At 56.2% G+C, this 20,003-nt stretch carries 16 protein-coding genes; 10 read left to right on the plus strand and 6 right to left on the minus strand.

Going from position 1 to position 20,003, the window contains the following annotated elements:
• The 3 genes from ACWKXN_RS12345 to ACWKXN_RS12355 form a co-directional block, all read right to left on the minus strand.
• Positions 1-2,912, minus strand: a 2,912-nt coding sequence (locus ACWKXN_RS12345; RefSeq protein WP_454543850.1) for an efflux RND transporter permease subunit, incomplete at its 3' end; no start/stop codon positions are given.
• A 9-nt stretch (positions 2,913-2,921) separates the two neighbouring features.
• On the minus strand, positions 2,922-3,986 hold the full coding sequence (locus ACWKXN_RS12350; RefSeq protein WP_454543851.1) for an efflux RND transporter periplasmic adaptor subunit: 1,065 nt from the start codon (positions 3,984-3,986) through the stop codon (positions 2,922-2,924).
• A 159-nt stretch (positions 3,987-4,145) separates the two neighbouring features.
• Complete coding sequence (locus tag ACWKXN_RS12355; RefSeq protein ID WP_454543852.1) at positions 4,146-6,854, minus strand: cation-transporting P-type ATPase; 2,709 nt, start codon at positions 6,852-6,854, stop codon at positions 4,146-4,148.
• A gap of 477 nt (positions 6,855-7,331) precedes the next feature.
• Here ACWKXN_RS12355 and ACWKXN_RS12360 point away from each other — a divergent pair, with 477 nt between their 5' ends.
• Positions 7,332-7,580, plus strand: coding sequence for a DUF1158 domain-containing protein (locus ACWKXN_RS12360; protein WP_013097677.1), 249 nt, complete (start codon positions 7,332-7,334; stop codon positions 7,578-7,580).
• A gap of 82 nt (positions 7,581-7,662) precedes the next feature.
• Here ACWKXN_RS12360 and ACWKXN_RS12365 read toward each other — a convergent pair whose 3' ends face one another.
• Together ACWKXN_RS12365 and ACWKXN_RS12370 are read right to left on the minus strand one after the other, a co-directional pair.
• Positions 7,663-8,004 carry a RamA family antibiotic efflux transcriptional regulator gene (locus ACWKXN_RS12365; RefSeq protein ID WP_010428317.1) on the minus strand — a complete coding sequence of 114 codons (342 nt, stop codon included), beginning with the start codon at positions 8,002-8,004 and terminating at the stop codon, positions 7,663-7,665.
• 32 nt (positions 8,005-8,036) lie between these two features.
• Complete coding sequence (locus tag ACWKXN_RS12370) at positions 8,037-9,140, minus strand: MBL fold metallo-hydrolase (RefSeq protein ID WP_454543853.1); 1,104 nt, start codon at positions 9,138-9,140, stop codon at positions 8,037-8,039.
• 190 nt (positions 9,141-9,330) lie between these two features.
• Between ACWKXN_RS12370 and ACWKXN_RS12375 the strand changes: the two genes are divergently transcribed.
• The 9 genes from ACWKXN_RS12375 (at position 9,331) to ACWKXN_RS12415 (ending at position 19,010) form a co-directional block, all read left to right on the plus strand.
• Positions 9,331-9,921: a TetR/AcrR family transcriptional regulator gene (locus tag ACWKXN_RS12375; RefSeq protein WP_039264021.1), complete on the plus strand. Its 591-nt coding sequence runs from the start codon at positions 9,331-9,333 to the stop codon at positions 9,919-9,921.
• Positions 9,911-10,279, plus strand: a complete 369-nt coding sequence (locus tag ACWKXN_RS12380) for an MmcQ/YjbR family DNA-binding protein (protein ID WP_045889435.1) — start codon at positions 9,911-9,913, stop codon at positions 10,277-10,279. Before ACWKXN_RS12375 ends, ACWKXN_RS12380 begins: the two co-directional genes overlap by 11 nt.
• 120 nt (positions 10,280-10,399) lie before the next feature.
• Positions 10,400-11,053, plus strand: coding sequence for an oxygen-insensitive NAD(P)H nitroreductase (gene nfsB, locus ACWKXN_RS12385; protein WP_454543854.1), 654 nt, complete (start codon positions 10,400-10,402; stop codon positions 11,051-11,053).
• Between the two features lie 404 nt (positions 11,054-11,457).
• Positions 11,458-14,067, plus strand: coding sequence for a two-partner secretion domain-containing protein (locus ACWKXN_RS12390; protein WP_454543855.1), 2,610 nt, complete (start codon positions 11,458-11,460; stop codon positions 14,065-14,067).
• Between the two features lie 93 nt (positions 14,068-14,160).
• Positions 14,161-15,819 carry a ShlB/FhaC/HecB family hemolysin secretion/activation protein gene (locus tag ACWKXN_RS12395; RefSeq protein ID WP_454543856.1) on the plus strand — a complete coding sequence of 553 codons (1,659 nt, stop codon included), beginning with the start codon at positions 14,161-14,163 and terminating at the stop codon, positions 15,817-15,819.
• A gap of 328 nt (positions 15,820-16,147) precedes the next feature.
• The gene (locus ACWKXN_RS12400) at positions 16,148-16,519 is read left to right on the plus strand and encodes a pilin glycosylation ligase domain-containing protein (RefSeq protein ID WP_211437705.1); all 372 of its coding nucleotides are present in this window, start codon (positions 16,148-16,150) and stop codon (positions 16,517-16,519) included.
• Between the two features lie 61 nt (positions 16,520-16,580).
• Positions 16,581-17,021, plus strand: a complete 441-nt coding sequence (locus tag ACWKXN_RS12405; protein ID WP_454543857.1) for a Wzy polymerase domain-containing protein — start codon at positions 16,581-16,583, stop codon at positions 17,019-17,021.
• A 1,063-nt stretch (positions 17,022-18,084) separates the two neighbouring features.
• A complete protein-coding gene (locus tag ACWKXN_RS12410; RefSeq protein ID WP_048978903.1) occupies positions 18,085-18,363 on the plus strand; it encodes a hypothetical protein in 279 nt (92 codons plus the stop codon).
• Between the two features lie 110 nt (positions 18,364-18,473).
• Positions 18,474-19,010, plus strand: coding sequence for a helix-turn-helix domain-containing protein (locus ACWKXN_RS12415; RefSeq protein ID WP_176690013.1), 537 nt, complete (start codon positions 18,474-18,476; stop codon positions 19,008-19,010).
• Between the two features lie 47 nt (positions 19,011-19,057).
• Here the strand turns inward: ACWKXN_RS12415 and ACWKXN_RS12420 are convergent, their stop codons facing one another.
• Positions 19,058-19,930 carry a helix-turn-helix transcriptional regulator gene (locus ACWKXN_RS12420; RefSeq protein WP_454543858.1) on the minus strand — a complete coding sequence of 291 codons (873 nt, stop codon included), beginning with the start codon at positions 19,928-19,930 and terminating at the stop codon, positions 19,058-19,060.
• Positions 19,931-20,003: the final 73 nt, after the last annotated feature.

Here is a 20,003-nt window from a genome sequence, read left to right on the forward strand (position 1 = left end):
GACACGGCGGTCATCATCACCGCGCGGAAGCGGCGCGATGCCCCTTCCCGCGCGGCATCGACAATCGCCATCCCGTCCATGCGCCGCGCGCGGGCGAACTCCACGATAAGAATTGCGTTCTTGGCGGCGAGGGCTATCAATAGCACCAGACCTATCTGCACATACACGTCGTTGGCGTAGCCCGCCAACCATAGCCAGACCAGCGCCCCGCCGATGGCGAACAGCACCGAGAGCATCACGCTCGCCGGGAGCGTCCAGCTCTCGTACTGGGCAACGAGGAACAGCCACGCCATCACCACCGCCGCCAGCACGATCCACATCGCCTGGTTGCAGGTCTGCTGCTCCTGATACGACATGCCGCTCCAGGCGTAGTCGTACCCGGCAGGCAGATTCTGCGCCAGAAGCTCGCCCATCGCCGCCATCGCGGTGCTGCTGCTCACCCCTTCCGCCGCCGAGCCGCTCACCGACACGGACGGGAACTGGTTGTACTGCTGCAGGAACGGCGCCCCGACGGTCGGCGTGATGGTGACGAGGTTGCTCAGGCGCACCCGCTCGCCGCTGTTGCTGCGCACGAACAGCTCGCTGATTTGCCCGGCGCGCTCGCGCCACTGCATCTCGTTCTGCATCACCACGTGGTAGACGCGGTTGTTGACGCTGAAATCCCCGGCGCGCGTGCCGCCAAAGGCGGTTTGCAGGCTGCTGAAGATGCGCGACACCGGCACGTCGAGGCGCGCGGCGCGCTCGCGGTCAACGGTCAGCATCAGCTGCGGCACGTTGCTGCTCCAGGTGGTGAACACGCGGCTCAGCTGCGGGTGCTGGTTGGCTTTCGCCAGCACCTCACGCGTCACGCGCTCCAGCTCCGCCGGGCTCTGCCCCGCCTGCGCCTGGATGCGCAGGTCGAAGCCGGAGGCGTTGCCCAGCCCCGGCAGCGTCGGCGGGGCGAAGGTCATGATGGTCGCTTCCGGCAGGGCCAGCAGCTGGCGCTGCAGGGTACCCATCACCTCGTCCAGCGGCGGACGCTCGCTCCAGTCCTTCAGCATGATGGAGATAAACCCGCCGTTGGAGGCGCTGGTGCCGTTGAGAATGTTAAATCCGGAGACCTGAATCACGTCCTCCACCGCCGGATTTTTTGCGATGAGTTCGCGTGCCGTGGTCATCACCGCTTCGGTGCGCTCCAGCGAGGCCGCCTCCGGCAGCTGGACGCTGGCAAAGAAGTAGCCCTGATCCTCCTGCGGCAGGAAGCCTTTAGGCATCGACGTAAAGCTGAACGCCACCACGGCCGCCGCGCCTGCGGTGGCCAGTAGCGCCAGCCACGGGCGAAGGTTGAAGATAGTCACGATGCGGGTGTAGACGCCACGCGTGGCCTCCAGCCCCCGGTTGAACCCACGGAAAATCGCCGCGGGCTGCGCCGGGCGCGGGCGCAGCAGCATCGCGCACAGGGCGGGCGTCAGGGTCAGCGCCACCAGGCTTGAGAGCGTGACGGCGGTGGAGAGCGTCACCGCAAACTGGCGGTACAGCTCGCCGACAATCCCCGGCAGGAGCGCCACCGGCACAAACACCGCCAGCAGCACCAGCGTCGTGGCGATGACCGGCCCGGCGATCTGGCGCAGCGCCAGCGCGGTCGCCGCCGTGCGGCTCTGCCCTTCCGCCATCAGCGTTTCGACGCTCTCCACCACCACGATGGCGTCATCCACCACCATGGTCAGCGCCAGAATAATGGCGAACAGGCTGAGCGTGTTGGCGGAGTAGCCGAGCGCGTAGAGCACCGCGAAGGTGCCCACCAGCGATACCGGAATGGCGAGCGCGACAATCAGCGTCGCGCGCCAGCTTTGCAGGAACAGGGACACCACGACCACCACCGCCAGCATCGTCAGCGCCAGCGAGACGCCGATCTCTTTAATGGTGGCGGCCACAAAGGAGGTGGTGTCGAATTTCACCTCGTAGACCAGATCGTCCGGGAAGCGCGTGGAGAGGCGTTCCAGCTCCGCGCGCACCGCGTCGGCCACGCGCAGGGCGTTGGCGGACGGCGTCGGGTAGATGCCGAGGTAGGCGGAGTCGTGCCCGTTCAGCTGCGCGCCGGAGCTGTAGCTGCGCGAGCCGAGCTCGATGGTGGCGACATCCTTCAGGCGCACCAGCTGGCCCATCTCGCCCGCGCGGATGATGATGTCGGCAAAGTCTTCGGCCTGGCTTAAGCGCCCCAGGCCGTTGATGGTCAGGGTCTGCTGCTGGCCGTTAAACACCGGCGGCGTACCGACCTGGCCTGCCGCCCCCTGCACGTTCTGCTCGCGCAGCGCCTGCGCCACGTCGTCGGTGGTGACGTTCAGGGCGTTCATGCGGTCCGGACGCAGCCAGATGCGCATGCTGTAGTCGCGCGCGCCAAACATCTGCACCTGCCCGACGCCCGGCAGGCGGGACAGCGCCTCGCGCACCTGGGTGCTGGCGTAGTTGCTCACAAACAGCGGCGTGTGGGTGTTGTCCGGTGAGTAAAGACTTACCCCCATCATCAGGTTGGTGGCGCGCTTGCGCACCTGCACGCCGTTTTGCTGCGCTTCGGTCGGGAGCTGCGCCACGGCCTGCGAGACGCGGTTCTGCACGTCGATGGCGGCGAGGTCCGGATCGGTGCCCGCCGCGAAGGTGATGTTCAGGCTATACGAGCCTTCGTCCGAGCTGGTGGACTCCATGTAGAGCATGTGATCCACGCCGTTCAGCTGGGTCTCCAGCGGCGTGGCGATAGCCTCCGCCACGTCAGCCGAGCTGGCGCCCGGCCAGCTGGCAGACACATTCACCACCGGCGGCGCGATCTGCGGGTACTGCTCCACCGGGATAATCCTCAGCGCAATGGCCCCCAGCAGGGTGATGACCAGCGCAATCACCATCGCGAAGCGCGGGCGTTTGATGAAAAACGTCAGCATGATGGCTCCTTAATTGAGTATCTGGACGGCCGCGCCGGGCTGTACGCGCTGCGCGCCGTCAGTAATCGCTCGCTCACCGGACTTCACGCCGGATGAAATCCGGAACTGCTGGCCGATCTGTCCGGCGACCTTCAGCGGGCGCATTTCGGCTTTGCCGTCGGCGTTAACCACCCAGGCAAAGAACCCGTCGCCGTTCTGCTGGACCGCCGCGGCGGGCAGGGTCAGAGCCGGCTGCTCGCTGGCCGGGCGCAGCGTCACGTTCACGCTGCCGCCGGGCAGCAGCTGATGGCGCGGGTTGGCAAACTCGGCGCGCAGCATCACGCTGGCGGTGCGCGGATCGATGCGGTTGTCCACGGACGTCAGCTCGCCGCTGACGCGCTGGCCGTTGCTGTCTATGAACGCCTGCCAGGCCTGCTTCATGGCGCTGATATCCGCATGCTGTCCGGCTTTGGTGGCAAACGCGCCCTCTTCCAGCGCAAAGGCGATGCGGATGGGATCGAGCTGCACCACCTCCACCAGCACGCCGCTGGCAGGGTTGACCAGGCTGCCGACGTGGAATCGGCTGTGCCCCACGCGACCGTCAATCGGCGAGGTGATGCGGGTGTAGGTCAGGGTGACATTACGGGTTTCGAGCCGGGCTTTCGCCTGCTCCAGCGCCGCGCTGGCGACGTCCCTTTGCATGCGGGCGTTGTCCACGTCGTGACGGCTGATGGCGTTGCTGCTGCCCAGGCTTTCAAAGCGGGACAGCTGCTGCTGCGCCTGGCGCAGCGTGGCTTCGGCGCTTCTCACCTCAGCCTGCGCCAGACGCAGGGCGGCGCGCGGCTCGGCGTCGTCCAGTTCGAACAGCAGGTCGCCTTTTTTCACGTACTGCCCGTCGCGGAAGTGGATTTTGGCGATCGCGCCTTCGGTACGCGCGCGCAGCTCAACGGTGTGGATGGCTTCGATACGGCCCGGGATCTGGCGCTCGGCGGCGTGGGCGGTCTGCTCCACGGTGGCGACACGAACGGGGATGGCGGCAGCGAATACGGGTTGCAGGGTGCAGGCGAGGAGCGCGAACAGGAGTGGGAGTTTCATGGGAGTACCTCAGCGTTGTTTCTCCCCTCACCCCGGCCCTCTCCCCAAAGGGGCGAGGGAGAAAACCGAGCAGCCCCTTCACCTCAGAGCAGAGGGAGAAAACCGGGCGGTCCCCTCTCCCCTTAGGGGAGAGGGATAGGGTGAGGGGTAAGGTTTTGGTTATGCAGCCTTACGGAACCTGCGGGTCAGTCGCTTCTCGATTTCGACGACGAAGAACATCACGCCCGCTACCGCCAGGGTCACAAACCAGTAGCGCAGCGGCAGGGCTTCGGTGCCAAACAGCATCTGCATCAACGGCAGGTAGATAATCGCCGCCTGGAGCAGGAACAGCACGCCCGTGACCAGCCAGATCCCTTTGTTCGCCAGCAGGCCGCGATTCAGGGAGAATCCTTCGGTGTTGCGGCAGTTAATCATGTACACCCACTGGGCGCAGACCAGCATCTGCAGCAGCACGGTGCGGATGAACTCCGCGCTGTGGCCGCGCGGGGCCAGCCAGGCTTCCAGCGCAAAGGCGGCGATGGCAATCATGGTGCCGACGAAGGCCACGCGCCACACGGCGTAGGCGTCCATCACGTGCTGCCCGGTCTGACGCGGCGGACGACGCATGATGTTGCGCTCGGCGGCTTCGAAGGCCAGGCCGAAGGAGAGCGTGGCGGAGGTGGCCATGTTCATCCACAGGATCAGCACCGGCGTCAGCGGAATGATGTTCCCCGCCAGCAGCGCAATTACAATCAGCAGCCCCTGCGCGAGGTTGGTCGGCATGATGAACAGAATCGTCTTCTTCAGGTTGTCGTAAACGCGACGCCCCTCTTTCACCGCGCTGGCGATGGTGGCGAAGTTGTCGTCCGTCAGGACCATGTCCGCCGCCTCTTTGGTCACTTCCGTGCCCTTGATGCCCATCGCGATGCCGACGTCAGCCTGACGCAGCGCCGGGGCATCGTTCACGCCGTCACCGGTCATGCCGACGATTTCACCCTTGTCCTGCAGCGCTTTCACCAGGCGCAGCTTATGCTCCGGGCTGGTACGGGCGAAGATGTCATACTTCACCGCCGCTTCCGCCAGCGCGGCGTCGTCCATCTTCTCCAGCTCGTAGCCGGTGACCGCTTGCTCGCTGTTGGCGATCCCCAGCATCTGGCCGATGCTCATCGCCGTCTGCGGGTGATCCCCGGTGATCATCTTCACGCGGATCCCCGCCTGCTGGCAGGCGTTAATCGCATCAATGGCTTCCGGACGCGGCGGATCCATCATCCCGGCGATGCCGAGGAAGATCAGGCCGTGGCTCAGGTCGTCGTGCGTCAGTTCCTGCTCGCCGTTCGCCGGCTTAAACGCCGCGGCGACCATGCGCAGCCCCTGACGCGCATAGCGCTCCATCTCGGTTTCCCAGTACGCGCGGTTGAAGGCTTCCGCACCGTTGCGGGTCTGCTGCTGCGCGCACAGGGCGAAAATGACGTCCGGCGCGCCGGTGATCAGGATCTGCTCCTCACCGCCAATCTGGTAGTGGGTGCTCATGTACTTGTACTGCGAGTCGAACGGGATTTTGTTAACCAGCGTGGTCATGACCGGCTCAAGGCTGGCCTTCGCCGCCAGCACCTTCAGCGCGCCCTCGGTTGGGCCACCGGTGATGCCCCACAGGCCGCGCTCGTCCTGGATCAGCTGGCTGTCGTTGCACAGGTCGATGGTGCGCAGGTAGTGCTCCAGCACGGTGCCCGGCTGGATGTGGACCGGCTCATCGCTGCCTTCCAGGTAGATGTTGCCCACCGGCTCGTAGCTGTTGCCGTCCACGCGGTAGCAGGCGTCAGCGGTGATAATGGCTTTAACCGTCATCTCGTTCATGGTCAGGGTGCCGGTTTTATCCGAACAGACCACGGTCATCGCGCCGAGCGTTTCCACCGTCGGCAGCTTGCGGATAATCGCCCGCTTGCGCGCCATCGCCTGCACGCCCAGCGAGAGGATGATGGAGATAATCGCCGGCAGACCTTCCGGCACGGAGGCCACCGCCAGGCTAATCAGGGAGAGCAGCAGCTCGCCCATCGGGATCTCGCGGAACACCAGGCTGAAGACAAACAGCGCGGCCATCATCGCCAGAATAATGGCGAAGATCGCTTTACCCAGCTTGTCCATCTGAACCAGCAGCGGCGTGCGGTGCTTTTCGATACCCGCCATCATCTGGTTGATGTGGCCGAGTTCCGTATCCTTACCGGTCGCGGTGACCACGCCGACGCCGCCGCCCGCGCTTACGGTCGTTCCGGAGAAGACCATATTGGTGCGATCGCCCAGCGGCAGTTCGCCGCTCAGCGGATTAATATGTTTATCCACCACGGTGGATTCACCGGTCAGAATGGCCTCTTCCACGCGTAAATTATGCGCTTCGATTAAACGCATATCCGCCGGAATACGATCCCCCGCGCGTAATACAATAATATCGCCCGGGACTATTTCAGTTGTGGGTAGAGTTTCGTGATTGCCGTTACGAATAACGCGCGCCTCGCTGGAGAGCATATTGCGAATACTCTTCAGGGATTTTTCCGCGTTGCTTTCCTGAATATGCCCAATTAAAGCATTGATTACCGCCACGCCCAGAATAACCAGCGTATCAACCCAGTGGCCCATTACTGCCGTTAATACGGCGGCGGCCAGCAGGACATAAATCAGCACATCATTAAAATGGGCCAGGAAACGCAGCCAGGCGGGTTTACCTTTTTTCTCCGGCAGCGCGTTCGGCCCTGTTTTTTGCAGACGCGCCTGCGCCTCTGCACGATCCAGACCGCTGGCCTGGCTCTGCGTGTGGGTAAGCACCTGCTCGACGGTCTGCTGGTATGCCAGCCCGCCGGAAGGCGGCACGTTTGGGGACAATTTTTTTTCGGTCATCGTATTTTTCCTTCAATATCCGGTGAACAGAAGCCTGAATTCCTTTCTGGCTAAATAAATTCATTTTTAAGTCTTGCGGGTAAAATTGATCTACCGCAATATAATGACTTCTCGGTTATTCAAAACTGATTAAAACTATTTCGATGGCCTGATTTTTACAAAATATTTCTAAACCAACACTAAACGAGGGGGAACCATGTGGGGTATTTATCGCGAACGCCGACTGGTGTTATACGTTATCGCGGCCATTGTTATTGCCACGTTAATTGGTTATAGCACTTATACATTTGTAAAATTATTTTCCTGACAAAGACATTTATTTACATAACGCGATATTAATATAAATGCCGGGTCGTATTTTGTTATTTATTTCCCAAATAATATCTTCGTTTTATTCAATAACGTCTTAGTCGCTGATATTGCTTTACGTTACAGGATGCCGGACAATGACATTTTTAACTGACGATTAACATTACGATGAAACACCCGTTAGAATCGCTGCTTACGGCAGGCGGCATTTTATTGCTGGCCCTGCTCTCCTGCCTGCTGTTGCCCGCGCCATCGCTGGGTCTGGTGCTGGCGCAGAAGCTGGTTCAGACCTTTCACATGGTCGATCTGAACCAGCTTTACACCATTCTGTTCTGCGTGTGGTTTTTACTGCTGGGTGCTATCGAATTCTTCGTGCTGCGTTTCGTCTGGCGCCGCTGGTTTTCACTGGCGTCGTAAGCCAATAAAAAAGCCGGGTGGCGACTTCGCCTTACCCGGCCTGTGATGGCAATTTTTGTGACCCGCCAGGGCGGAAAACAGCTCAATGCGTCTGACTGTGGTTCTCCTTGCGGTACGCACCAGGTGGCTGGTTGAACGTGCGGGTGAAGATACGGGTAAACGTCTGCTGCGAGTCAAACCCGTAACGCAGGCAGATGTCGTACACCCGAGCGTCGGATTCACGCAGATCGCGCGCCGCCAGCAGCAGCTTGCGCTCACGGATATAACGCCCCAGGCTCTCCCCTTTGTACTGCATAAACAACCGCTGCAGGTGCCACTTCGAGTAGCCCGCGTGGCGGGCAATCTCTTCTATACGTAATGGCTGGTGCAGATTGTCGTCGATCCATTCGACGATAGTGTCGATGACTTGAGCGGAAATGGTCATGCTGCTGTCCCCCTCTGCTTCTCGCTTAAACATTATTCCCACCACGCGCGAAAGGTTTGCGTGGCGTCATTCACCCGGACGGGCTCGCCCAGCGCCGGTGTCAGTAGCCGATAGTTTTTATCCTTGCTGGCTTTAGCCAGCTGGATCAGCGGATCGTTCCACGTATGTTTCGCCAGCACGAAGCGTCCGTTATGCCCGGGCACTACGGCTTTCGCGTTCAGATCCACCGAGGCCTGCGCCGTTTCCTCCGGCAGCATGTGGATGTACTTCCAGTCCTGGTCGTACTGGCCGTTTTCCATGATGGCGATATCCACGCCATCAAACTGCTCGCCGATGGCCTTAAAGTGCGGGCCGTAGCCGGAATCCCCGCTGTAATAAACCTTCCGATCTGGCGTGACGAACATAAAGCTGCCCCACAGGGTTCGATCGCGCTTGATGCCGCGCCCGGAGAAGTGACGCGCCGGCAGAACATGCACCGTCAGTTCATCGCTGATGCGTACCGACTGGTTCCAGTCGCGTTCGTCAATAATCTCAGGCTTCATCCCCCAGTAGCGCAGGTGGGATCCCACGCCCAGCGGCGTCACCACGCGCTTCACCTTCGGCAGTAGCGCCCGGATGGTGGCGTAATCCAGATGATCGTAGTGATCGTGCGAGATAATCAGCAGGTCGATTTCCGGCATGCTTTCAGCGCGCCACGGATATTCCCCGGCAAAGGCTTTATTCAGAAACGAGAACGGCGCGGCATAGTTGCCGAGCACCGGGTCAATCAGGATGCGTTTGCCCGCGAGCTGCAGGTACCACGAGGAGTGGCCGAGCCACACCAGGGTGTTCTCCTCAAGCGGCAGGCTCGCAAGATCGGTTTTCACCAGCGGCAGCGGCTGGGCCGGGCGCGCGTTTTCGGTTTTTTTGGTCAGAAAATCCCACGTCGCGACCAGCATGTTTTTGTCGCCGTTATAGCCCGGCGTCGGCAGCGTATTGTGGAATTTCCCGTCGCGATACTGGGGAGAGGCCTCCACTTCAGTGAGCTGCTCACCCTGCGGCGGCTGGCCGAATCCGGCATTCAGAACAAACGGTAAACTCGCAGCTGAAGCAATAATCATGATTAACACCACGCAGATGAAGAGAGGTTTTTTCATATCCAGACCCGAAAACGCGCCCCTTCCGATAGTTTGCGCGGGGTAAACTTGATTATGAGTGAGTAAGCACTCATTATAGATATGATGATAAAGTCGTCAAGACGTTTTCGATCTTTGACATTCCGCGTTGCAGCGTGTCAAAGCACGTGTTTCAATCAGGGTTTTTATAATTGACAGGGGGAAAAATTTAGTGGCACGTCCGAAGAGTGAAGATAAAAAACAGGCCTTACTGGAAGCCGCAACGGTGGCGTTTGCACAGTCAGGTATTGCCGCCTCAACGTCGTTAATCGCCCGTAACGCGGGCGTCGCCGAAGGGACCCTGTTTCGCTACTTTCCCACTAAAGACGATCTGCTGAATGCCCTCTATCTGCACCTGAAGCAGGATCTCTGCCAGGCCATGCTGGCAAACCTCGATCGCACCATCACGCTGCCCAAAGAACATACCCGCAATATCTGGAACAGCTACGTGGACTGGGGTATTCGTAACCCCGTTTCTCATGCGGCTATCCGCCAGATTGGCGTCAGTGAAAAGCTGAGCGCCGAAACCGAACAGGCGGTGAAAGAGATGTTCCCGGAACTCCATGAACTGTGCCGCCGCTCGGTGCGTCAGGTGTTTATGTCAGATGAATTTAAAACCTTTGGCGATGCGCTTTTCTTATCGCTGGCCGAATCCACGATGGAATTTGCCACTCGCGACCCTTCCCGCGCCGTTGATTTTAAAGCGCTCGGTTTTGAAGTGATGTGGCGCGGGCTGGCCCAGGAAGAGAGCGATGGACAGTAAATCCTTGCAGGAGCACGCAATGCGCGTGGCCCTTGAGTTGCCCTTCACCGAACACTGCTGGCCGTTTGGGCCGGAGTTTGACGTGTTTAAAGTGGGCGGAAAGATTTTCATGATCGCCGCGGTCGCGCACGGGCGACCGCACGTCAGCCTGAAGTCAGACCCGGAGAAATCGCTGTTAAATCAGCAGATCTATCGCGGGATAGAGCCGGGCTACCATTTGAGTAAAAAGCACTGGATCTCCCTTTACGGCACCGACGACGTGACGCCGGAACTGGTTACCGACCTCATTCATGATTCCTGGAATCTGGTGGTGGATAAGCTGCCGAAAAAAGACCAGAAGTGGATCCGGCCGGTCTGATTGTTCGTCTGAGACGAACAGATTAAGCGCTCGAATTGCACTTATCTTTTTCCGCGTCCCGCTGTAATCTGCTTTCCTTTCGCGCCCGCGAGCGGGCGAATTTCATCACCAGGAGTTGTTATGGATATCATTTCTGTCGCGCTGAAACGCCACTCTACCAAGGCGTTCGACCCAAGCAAAAAACTGACCGCGGAAGAAGCGGAAAAAATCAAAACCCTGCTGCAGTACAGCCCGTCCAGCACCAACTCCCAGCCGTGGCACTTCATTGTGGCCAGCACCGAGGAAGGAAAAGCGCGCGTGGCGAAATCCGCCGCGGGCACCTATGTGTTCAACGAACGCAAAATGCTGGATGCTTCTCACATGGTGGTGTTCTGCGCGAAAACCGCGCTGGATGACGCCTGGCTGGAGCGCGTCGTGGATCAGGAAGAGGCCGATGGCCGTTTCAACACGCCGGAAGCCAAAGCCGCAAACCACAAGGGCCGCACCTACTTCGCCGACATGCACCGCGTGGATCTGAAGGATGACGACCAGTGGATGGCGAAGCAGGTTTACCTGAACGTCGGCAACTTCCTGCTGGGCGTAGGCGCGATGGGTCTGGACGCGGTACCGATTGAAGGTTTCGACGCCGCCATTCTCGACGAAGAGTTTGGCCTGAAAGAGAAAGGCTTTACCAGCCTGGTGGTGGTACCGGTTGGGCACCACAGCGTGGAAGATTTCAACGCCACGCTGCCGAAGTCTCGCCTGCCGCTGAGCACGATTGTAACTGAGTGCTGATCTCCTCTGGCGCGCTGGGTTCCGGCGTGCCTGTTTTCAATACCGCATACTCCCGTTGTGTATAAATGCATTCGTTAGCAGGCAAATTATTTGTAACAGCATAGAAATACCTATATCGGAAATTTCGCATACAATTTAATAATTAATAATTACGTTCTTCTATGTGATATCAACCAGTTATAGCCTCTCACCATCCCAATCAATAATCCTCAAAAATATATCCATTTATTTTTTGTCACGCTCACGTTAATTAGTCCCTTCTGGTATCGCATTAATTAATGCACATTTTGTATGAATTGTTACATGTCTATTTTTGGAATCGAGGTTCTGCATGTTTTTATGTGCGTCCATTTCGCATGAAGAGAAATGGGAACACTTTTTCAAGGAATTACAAGGATAGATATATGAAAAATAAAAGTGCAGTGAGCACAAAGGCTAATTCAAAGGTATTGCACGCCAAACTGGCGCCGACCTGCTTTGCGACCATGCTTGCGCTGGGCATGATTATGCCAGCTCAGGCTGCCATCGTGGCAGGTAATACCGACAAACCGGCCATTCATACGGATGCAAGTGGCGCAACCATCGTTGATATCAACAAGGCGAGCGCGGGTGGGGTTTCCCATAACGTTTATTCCGAATTTAACGTCGAAAGCAACGGCGTGATCCTGAATAACAGCGGCACAGCAACCAACACCCAATTAGCAGGTCAGATCAATGGCAACGCTAATATGGCCGGCGGCAGCGCTAAAGTGATCCTGAACGAAGTGCGTTCATCCGATCCGAGCCAGCTGAACGGCATGGTCGAAGTAGCAGGCCAGTCCGCGCAGGTGATTATCGCCAACCCATCAGGCATAACCTGTGACGGTTGCGGCTTTATCAATACCAACCACGCTACGCTGACCACCGGTACTGCCACCTACGACAACAAGGGTGATGTTAGCGGTCTGGATGTGAGCAAAGGTCAGGTGACCATCACCGGTAAAGGGATGGATACTCGTTCTACGCAGTACACCGACATTATTGCCCGTTCAGTGAAGGTCAATGCGAAACTTCAGGCTAACGAACTGAATATCGTCACGGGTAATAACCACATTGATAAATATGGCCGCGTGCAGAAGAAGTATGACAGCAGCAATGCCCCGGACGTAGCGCTGGATGTGTCTGCGCTGGGCTCCATGTACGCGAATAAAATCTATATGGAAGGCACTGACGCCGGCGTTGGCGTGCATATCGATCGTGCTGACCTGACGGCATCCGACACGCTGTCAATCAACGTTGAGGGTGTGGTCGAAAACAACGGCGGACGTATCAGCGGTAAAAATTCAGCTACCGTGATGGGAAGTGATGTCCTGAACCATAACGGTCAGATTACCTCTGAGGGGATGGTGTCCGTTGCCGCAGACAACACGCTGGACAACACTAACGGCGTCATTAAAGCTGCGATGGTGAACGTTTCCGGCAAAAATACCGTTAACAACCGTGGTTCCATTCAGGGCAGCCAGAATACCTTTATTACCGCTGACTCGCTGGACAACAGCGACGGTGAAATTCTCAGCAATGGCGATTTGACGATCGGCCGCGCCTCCTGGAATTACAACGCGCAGGGCGTGAATAACACCCATGGCCGCATTGTTGCTAAGGGTGCCCTCAGCGTTGACGCTGCCAGCCTGAACAACTCCGCTGGCCGCGTAGAAACCAACGGTGCGATGAGCGTCAATGTCGACACGCTGACGAACGACAACGGTCTCATTTCCGCCGGGAACGGCTGGAACATGATCAACGCCTCCATGCTGAATAACGATAACGGTGTGATTCAGTCTCTGGGATCTGACAGCCAGCTTCAGGTGAGCGGCAACAACATGCTCTCTAACCGCAATGGATCAATCCACGGCGACGGCTCTGTTTCAATCAATGGCGCGCTGGATAATATGTCCGGCACCATCGCAGCCGAAAAAGACCTCTTTATGTACGGCACGTCCTACTATTCTGACCTTGCCAGTAAGATGGAAGCAGGCGGCAATATCGACATGACCGTGACCGGTACGTTCCAGAACGCCGGAACCCTTAAAGCGGGTCAGGATATGATGTTAACCATCGGTTCTAATGGCTGGAATAACTATGGCGGCCCGGCGCAGAACAGCGGTTCCATCGCGGCTGGCGGTCGCCTGGCGCTGCAGATGAACAGCAGTCAGTTCGACAACAGCGGCGACATTACCGCTAATCAGATGGATCTTCAGCTGGCAGACCTGTCCAACAGCGGCTCGAGCGTCAGCAAGAATGATATCAACCTGAACACCACTAGCCTGGAAAACCGGGGCAACGGTACGCTCGTCGCAGACCATAACATCAACATTACCGCCTCTTATCTGATGACCGATGCAGGCAGCCAGATCAACGCGGGTTCTGATGCCATGCTGTTTATCATGAACAATCTGGACAACAGCGGTGACATCCGCGCGGCGCATGACATTAATCTCGACGTAATGGGCAGCTACGGCTGGTCTCAAAGCACCGCGTATAACTACGGCACGATTGTGGCGGGTAATACCCTGAACGCACAGATGGACCGCGTAACCCTCATCAACGGCGGTACGCTGTCTGCTGATAACGGTATTACCCTGGTCAGCAACTACCTGACCAACAGCGGTAACATCACCAGTGCAAGCGGTATTACGCTGAACACGGCTAACGGCATTAACAACGAAGCCAGCGGTAATATTACCGGCGATCGCGTGTACACCATGGGTTACGTCAATAACATGGGTGTGATTAACGAGACCGGTACAGCAAATCAAGACAACGGTAGTAACACTGCTGATAACAATAATACCAACCCAGATTCAGATACCACGGCGAATAATAGTGGAAATACCACCGTTAAGCCAAACGGTACACCTGAAGGTAATGGCGTTTGGGAAAACGGCGTTGTCTATTATCCGGGCGATCTGTATTACGGGTATCCCATTCAGGGTATCGTTTATTACCCAGGCGGCTACTCCATTTATACCGCGTAATCGTTTGAAATAAACCAAAGCCCCATTCCTGGAATGGGGCTATCTATTTTTTCGTTATATTCAGGATCCTTCGCGGTCCATAAAGTTATTTACATGACTAATTATCGATCTGGCCTCGTTCTGCTATCACTGCTCGCATCACTTCCCGACACTGTACATGCTGAACCGGCCACCACTCAGCAGCAGGATCAGGCGAGGCACGAACAGCTTGCACCGCCTGGGAAGTCAGTCCTTTCATCAGAAAGCATGCTCGCAACTGATGCGCTTGCACTGCCACATGAGACAGTGTGCTACGACATTCAGCATCTGAACATCGACAATACGCAGTCGCTTCCACACTGGCTCACTTTTCGCGATATCATTCGTCAGGCTGAGAATAACTGTATCGGCGTGAAGGGAATTAAAGCCATACATACGGCCGTGCAGAATCGATTAATATCCCACGGATTTATTACCACCCGCGTATTAATACCGGAGCAAAATTTGCACAAGGGAACGTTAACCCTGCGAATTCTGCCAGGACGCGTCAGTGATGTCATTATTCAGGATGAAAGCGGCCTCTCCGTTCATCGCTGGAATAACGTCCCACAAGGGCCGGACGATCTCCTCGATTTACGCGGCCTGGAACAGGGGCTGGAAAACCTGCAGCGTATTCCCGGTTCGCAGGCCAGTATTCGTCTGGTGCCGGGGGAAAATCCTGGCGATACCCGCGTTGAGATCAAGCGCGACCAGCGTAAAGCCTGGCGACTGGGCAGCTGGTTTGATGATTCCGGTAGTAAATACACCGAACGGTATCAGGGGGGGCTGGCGCTGTATCTGGATAACCCCACCTCGCTCAACGATATGTTTTATGCCGCGTATGGCGGTGGTTTCAAGAATGAAAACGGCAAGCGTAACGATAATACCTCGGCGTTTTACTCCGTTCCCTGGGGATACTGGGCGCTGGAACTTTATGCCAGCCAGTACAGAACGACGCAGACTCTCCATAGCGGTGATTTTAACTACCGGTACAGTAGTGATGAAAAGTTAATGACCGCCGCGCTTAACCGCGTGGTTTACCGCAGCGCGAGCCAGAAAACCACGCTGGGCTTTAAAGGGATCAAGCGGGATTCCCGCTACGATCTTAACGACGTGGAAGTGGAGGTTCAGCACCGGGACACCAGCAGCTGGCAGCTCAGCCTGGAACATTTAGCCTATCTTCCCTTCGGTCAGCTTACGGCAAGCCTCGGTTATCAACATGCCGCACCGTGGTTTGGTGAAGAACCCGATGCTGAAGAGATGGTAGGCAGTGCCGACGCGCAGGCGCGCATTATTACGCTGAGTGCAGACGGTACTTTCCCGTTCAAACTGGGCAAGTTTGCCCTCAGCTATGAACCGCACTTCAAGCAACAGACCTCTCCGGACAGGCTGACCCAGCCCGATAAGTTCACCATCGGCAACCGCTGGACGGTGCGAGGCTTTGACGGAGAGTCCTCATTGTATGCCGACAAAGGCTGGTATCTGCGCAACGATATCAACCTGAATCTGCCGGTATGGGGAATGCAGCCGTATATTGGCGCAGACTATGGCGAAGTCAGCGGCTCAGAAAATGATTACTGGAGCGGGGCGCACATTGCCGGTGCGGTCGCTGGCGTGCGCGGGGTAAAAGGCCATCTGGGGTATGACCTTTTTGCGGGTGTACCACTGGCAAAACCGGATGAGATGCATACCAGTCCCGTCACGCTTGGGTTTTCGGTGCAATGGCAGTACTGACGGAGAAAGTCTCAGAATGGACGCAGGAGCGTTAGCCCCTGTCGGAGGGGGTAAATACAATCATGATTTACCCTCTTCAGGCGCAAATGAACATGCAGATGTCTTCTTTGATCACTCCAGCAAACACGCTGCCGCAGACCCGCACGATACGCATGCTAAATACTGTCTATTATTAGTCTTTACTGGCTGGTACTGATGCATCTTCCCTGGCCAAACAGCGGCGATTACGGCATGAACCTGCTGAGGTTGGGAATTATCTCGCTCCTGGGGCCCATCGTGTGGCTGTGCCTGAGAGCAAAAACGGTGAGTATCCCCCCCCCCCCCCCACTTGTTTACTATTATTTGCAAGCGCAGTGCTGTTTACTCTTCCGGCATTTTGGAGGGAGTTTTCGCTTATCTTACGCTCCTGCAGCAACCCATCAGGGAAAAGGAAACGGTTGCCCTGTTTTATCTACTTGCCGCCGCCGCTGTTATTGAGTGCGCACTCTCTTTGGCCGGGTTTTACTGTCCGCAATATCTACCCTTTCCGCTGAATTCACTGGCCGAAAAATATTCCGGCTACGCACCCGGCATCTTTCAACAGGTAAACGTAACCGCCTCGTTTCTTGCGACCGGGCTTGCCGCCCTGCTCGGCACGGTGATACTTCAGCCGTCGGTTGTGGCATCGCTCCAGCATAAAGGCTCTAACCAACAGCGCTGACTGACCCTGGCGTACACGCTGCGCATGATCGACGTTCACCCCTGGCAGGGCTGGGGGCTGGGTGGTACTGTGCCGCCGACGCAAAAACCTCTGGCAGTGGGCGGCGTTGCTAACCACGCTGCCGATCCTGCTGCTTACGCAGGTGGAGTTTCCGCTTTACTATTCTGTGGCGCATTTCTTTGCCGTGCTGCTGTTGCTGGCCGCCTCAGAAGGGAATGCTCCTGTCGTCACCCTGCGCCTTGTTCTGTTCCGCTTGCCGTTGGTGGCGATTGCTTTATACGGCATCATGCTCTCATTCCAGCTCTTTTGCGCCAGCATCACGCTGGGCAATTTTGAAACTGCCCGGCTCGCGGATCGGCAGAGCATTACTCGTCTGCATGTTCCCTGGCTGATGCAGATGCGCTATCAGCGCGATATTACACTGTTGCATCTGGCGAATATCAATGAACACGGGGATTTGGGAAGCTGGAAATATTCATGCGTAGTAACGCCCAGTGGATAAAGCTGCATATGGAAGAAGATGCGTATAACGATCAGATCAATATTCTTTATTTTTTTTAAAACGGCATACAGAAGCGGAAAAATTAAAAATGGAGGCCCATCGGTTAATGCCGTGGAACGACAGATTTAAACCGTGAGAGAAAATCCATGAATATTAAGCTATAATTTAAATACAAATTTTAGTATTTCTAAACGGACTCTACCCCGCCAGCTGGATCTGTAGTATTCCTCTGTATTTAGGTCGTAGTGGAAAACGGACAGAGGTGATAACGGCGCAGCTTAAGCCAGAGACGTTCGTGGTAAAAGAAGTGATATTAGCTCTGGCGGTGCGAGAGACGAGGGAATTGAAAAGAAGCGCGGGTGAAGAATGCGAGGCCGGGCATCCTGCCCGGTTTATCTCAAATGAATTTACTGATAGGTTAGGTTCAGCGTTGCAATCCCGTTAGCGGTGCCAGGTTTTACTTGGCTCTTCGTTTAATAATAATGGGCGGTTATTGGGAGGATTTACTGTCCTCCATTAGATCGCATAAGGTTTATGCAGTTTATTTAATTCCAGAGGCTGACCATCATACACTATTTCAATATCCACACCATCCGCCACTCCGGGCTGACCTTGATTACTTAAAGACAACACTGAATCTTTAGATGAGTCAGGATTTTTAACCCCAGTCAACACAATATTAATATTTGAATTTGCATCACAGTTAAGTACCCTATTTTGAATGGCACTCTTGTACGGTGAAAAGCCTATTTACGATGAAAATTTATCAATATCAATATTTTGAAAATCAAACAACAACTTATCATTCATCAACGTACATTTATTTTATGTCCTGGCAAGCGATCCGGTAACGCTGAACATTACAGGTAATGTGATTGCCTCTCCATGTGAAGTGAGCGCTGCCAGCGCAAATATGACAATTGGCCTGGGGGGCGGTAAAGACCTGCAAACTGCGGATCTGAATGCTTCAGGCAGCAGTTCGCCTTGGGTGCCAATTACCGTCTCACTGGGAAATTGCCCGGCAGGAACATCTGCATGACAGCTACTTTCCACGGCACCTCTGATGCTGCTGTTGCATACCCCTGGTACGGCAACCAACGTAGCTGTTCAACTGGAAGGGAAGTCCGAAGAGCCGTACGGTAACGGTAAGACGTCAACCATTAATATTGCTGATGCCACCGACGGCAAACCAACCTGGGATCTACAGACGCGAGCATTCAGCAAATCAGGTGGTGTGACTCCGGTAACAATCAGCTCAGTGATTACGATGTCCTTTGCCTACAACTCATCCTGTTTTGTTTCACCCGTTTACAGCCAGAACATGATATTGTTTTACTTCTGATATACTTTTGATACCTCTCATTGGGATCGTTAGACATCATGAAACCAATACATGACATAAATAAAATTATTTCCGTTGTCTCAGAACCGTCTCTTATCCGCACGGCGAAAATGCGCCAGATTATCTCATTGGCTTCCTTTCCGGAGCCTATGGTTATCGTGATTCATGAAGGTCTTGTAGCGGCATACAGAAACTCCGATCAGTTGTTATTAAGCTATTTTCAGGGGCCATTGATTGTTGGCATCAATGAATTTAGCGAGTTAAATAATTTTTTCCTTTACAAAGCGTATAGCGAAGTGCGGTATGAAATACAGCCGCGAAAAGAGGTGCTCGAAAAAATCGATAATGCTTCCATCTGGCGTGAAACTGCTTATCTCTATATGTATGCCCTGAAGCGTTTTTCTGAGGTGTACCAAAACTCTGCGGGTCTGTCGACGTACGAACTGATTCGCATCAACCTTAACGCGCTCATGGAAGAGGAGGAAGAGCTCCGTCTTTCAATTAACGTCAGTGATTATATTCAGGATAAAACAAGGCTCTCGCGCAGTCGGGTAATGAAAATTCTTAGCGATCTGCGCGAAGGCGATTTTATTGAGGTCAAAAGAGGCATTTTATTGAAGGTGAACAAACTGCCGGCAAATTACTGATCGGCGATCGTTACCCGGCGGCGCTTCGCTCGCCGGGACGACAAATCTCACACAGCCCCGCGCTCCGCCAGCCATTCCATCGCCCGCTCCCCCGCCTCATCCACCGGTAAATACACCAGCAGCCGCGACCCGTTTCGCGGCGCTGAGTACCAGTACATCTGCTGCAGCGTAAAATCCCCCAGCTCGGGATGGGTGAACAGCTTGAGCTGGTTCTCCACGCCGCGCACGTCGTTGCGCTGGTGCCACAGGGTTTTAAACTCTTCCGACACCGCAAAGAAGCGCGCCAGTTTGGCCTCCCACAGCGGATCGCCCCGGTGCTCGGCCATCGCCGCCCGGAAATAGGAGACAAATATCGGCAGCACATCGTCACGCCTGCCGAGACGCGCGCGCCACGCCGGGTGGGTGAGGAACAGGTAAATACAGTTGCGGTCTTCCGGCGGGATTTCATTGAAATCGACGCCCATCAGGTGCCCGAAGCTGTCGTTCCACGCCACGATGTCGAAATTCGGTTTCTGAATGCTGGCGGGTTTAGGCATCAGCGTATCCAGCAGGCGGCGCGTGCCCTCGCTGATACCCTCGCAGCAAACCGCCTGCGGCGCTTCACCCGGCGGCAGCCCGGCTAACACAAACAGGTGTCGGGCCTCGGTCGGGGTGCATTGCAGCGCTTTTGCCACAGCGGCCATCACCGCGCTGGACGGATTGACGTCCCTGCCCTGCTCAAGCCAGGTGTACCAGGTCACTCCCACGTCCGCGAGCATCGCCACCTCTTCCCGGCGCAGACCCGGCGTGCGGCGACGACCGCTGCGCGGCAGGCCGAGACGCTGCGGATCGAGGCTTTCGCGTCGCGCGCGTAAAAATGCCCCCAGCTGTTTTCGGATGTCATCCTGAAGTGAGACGACGGGTTCAGACATCAAGGCCATAAATCCCCCTGCATGGTAGTGCCAGTACCAGTATAAGCAAGAACTGGTACCCGTTTATCAGATGGTTGATGCT

It is taken from the genome of Enterobacter sp. UPMP2060, assembly GCF_053709655.1.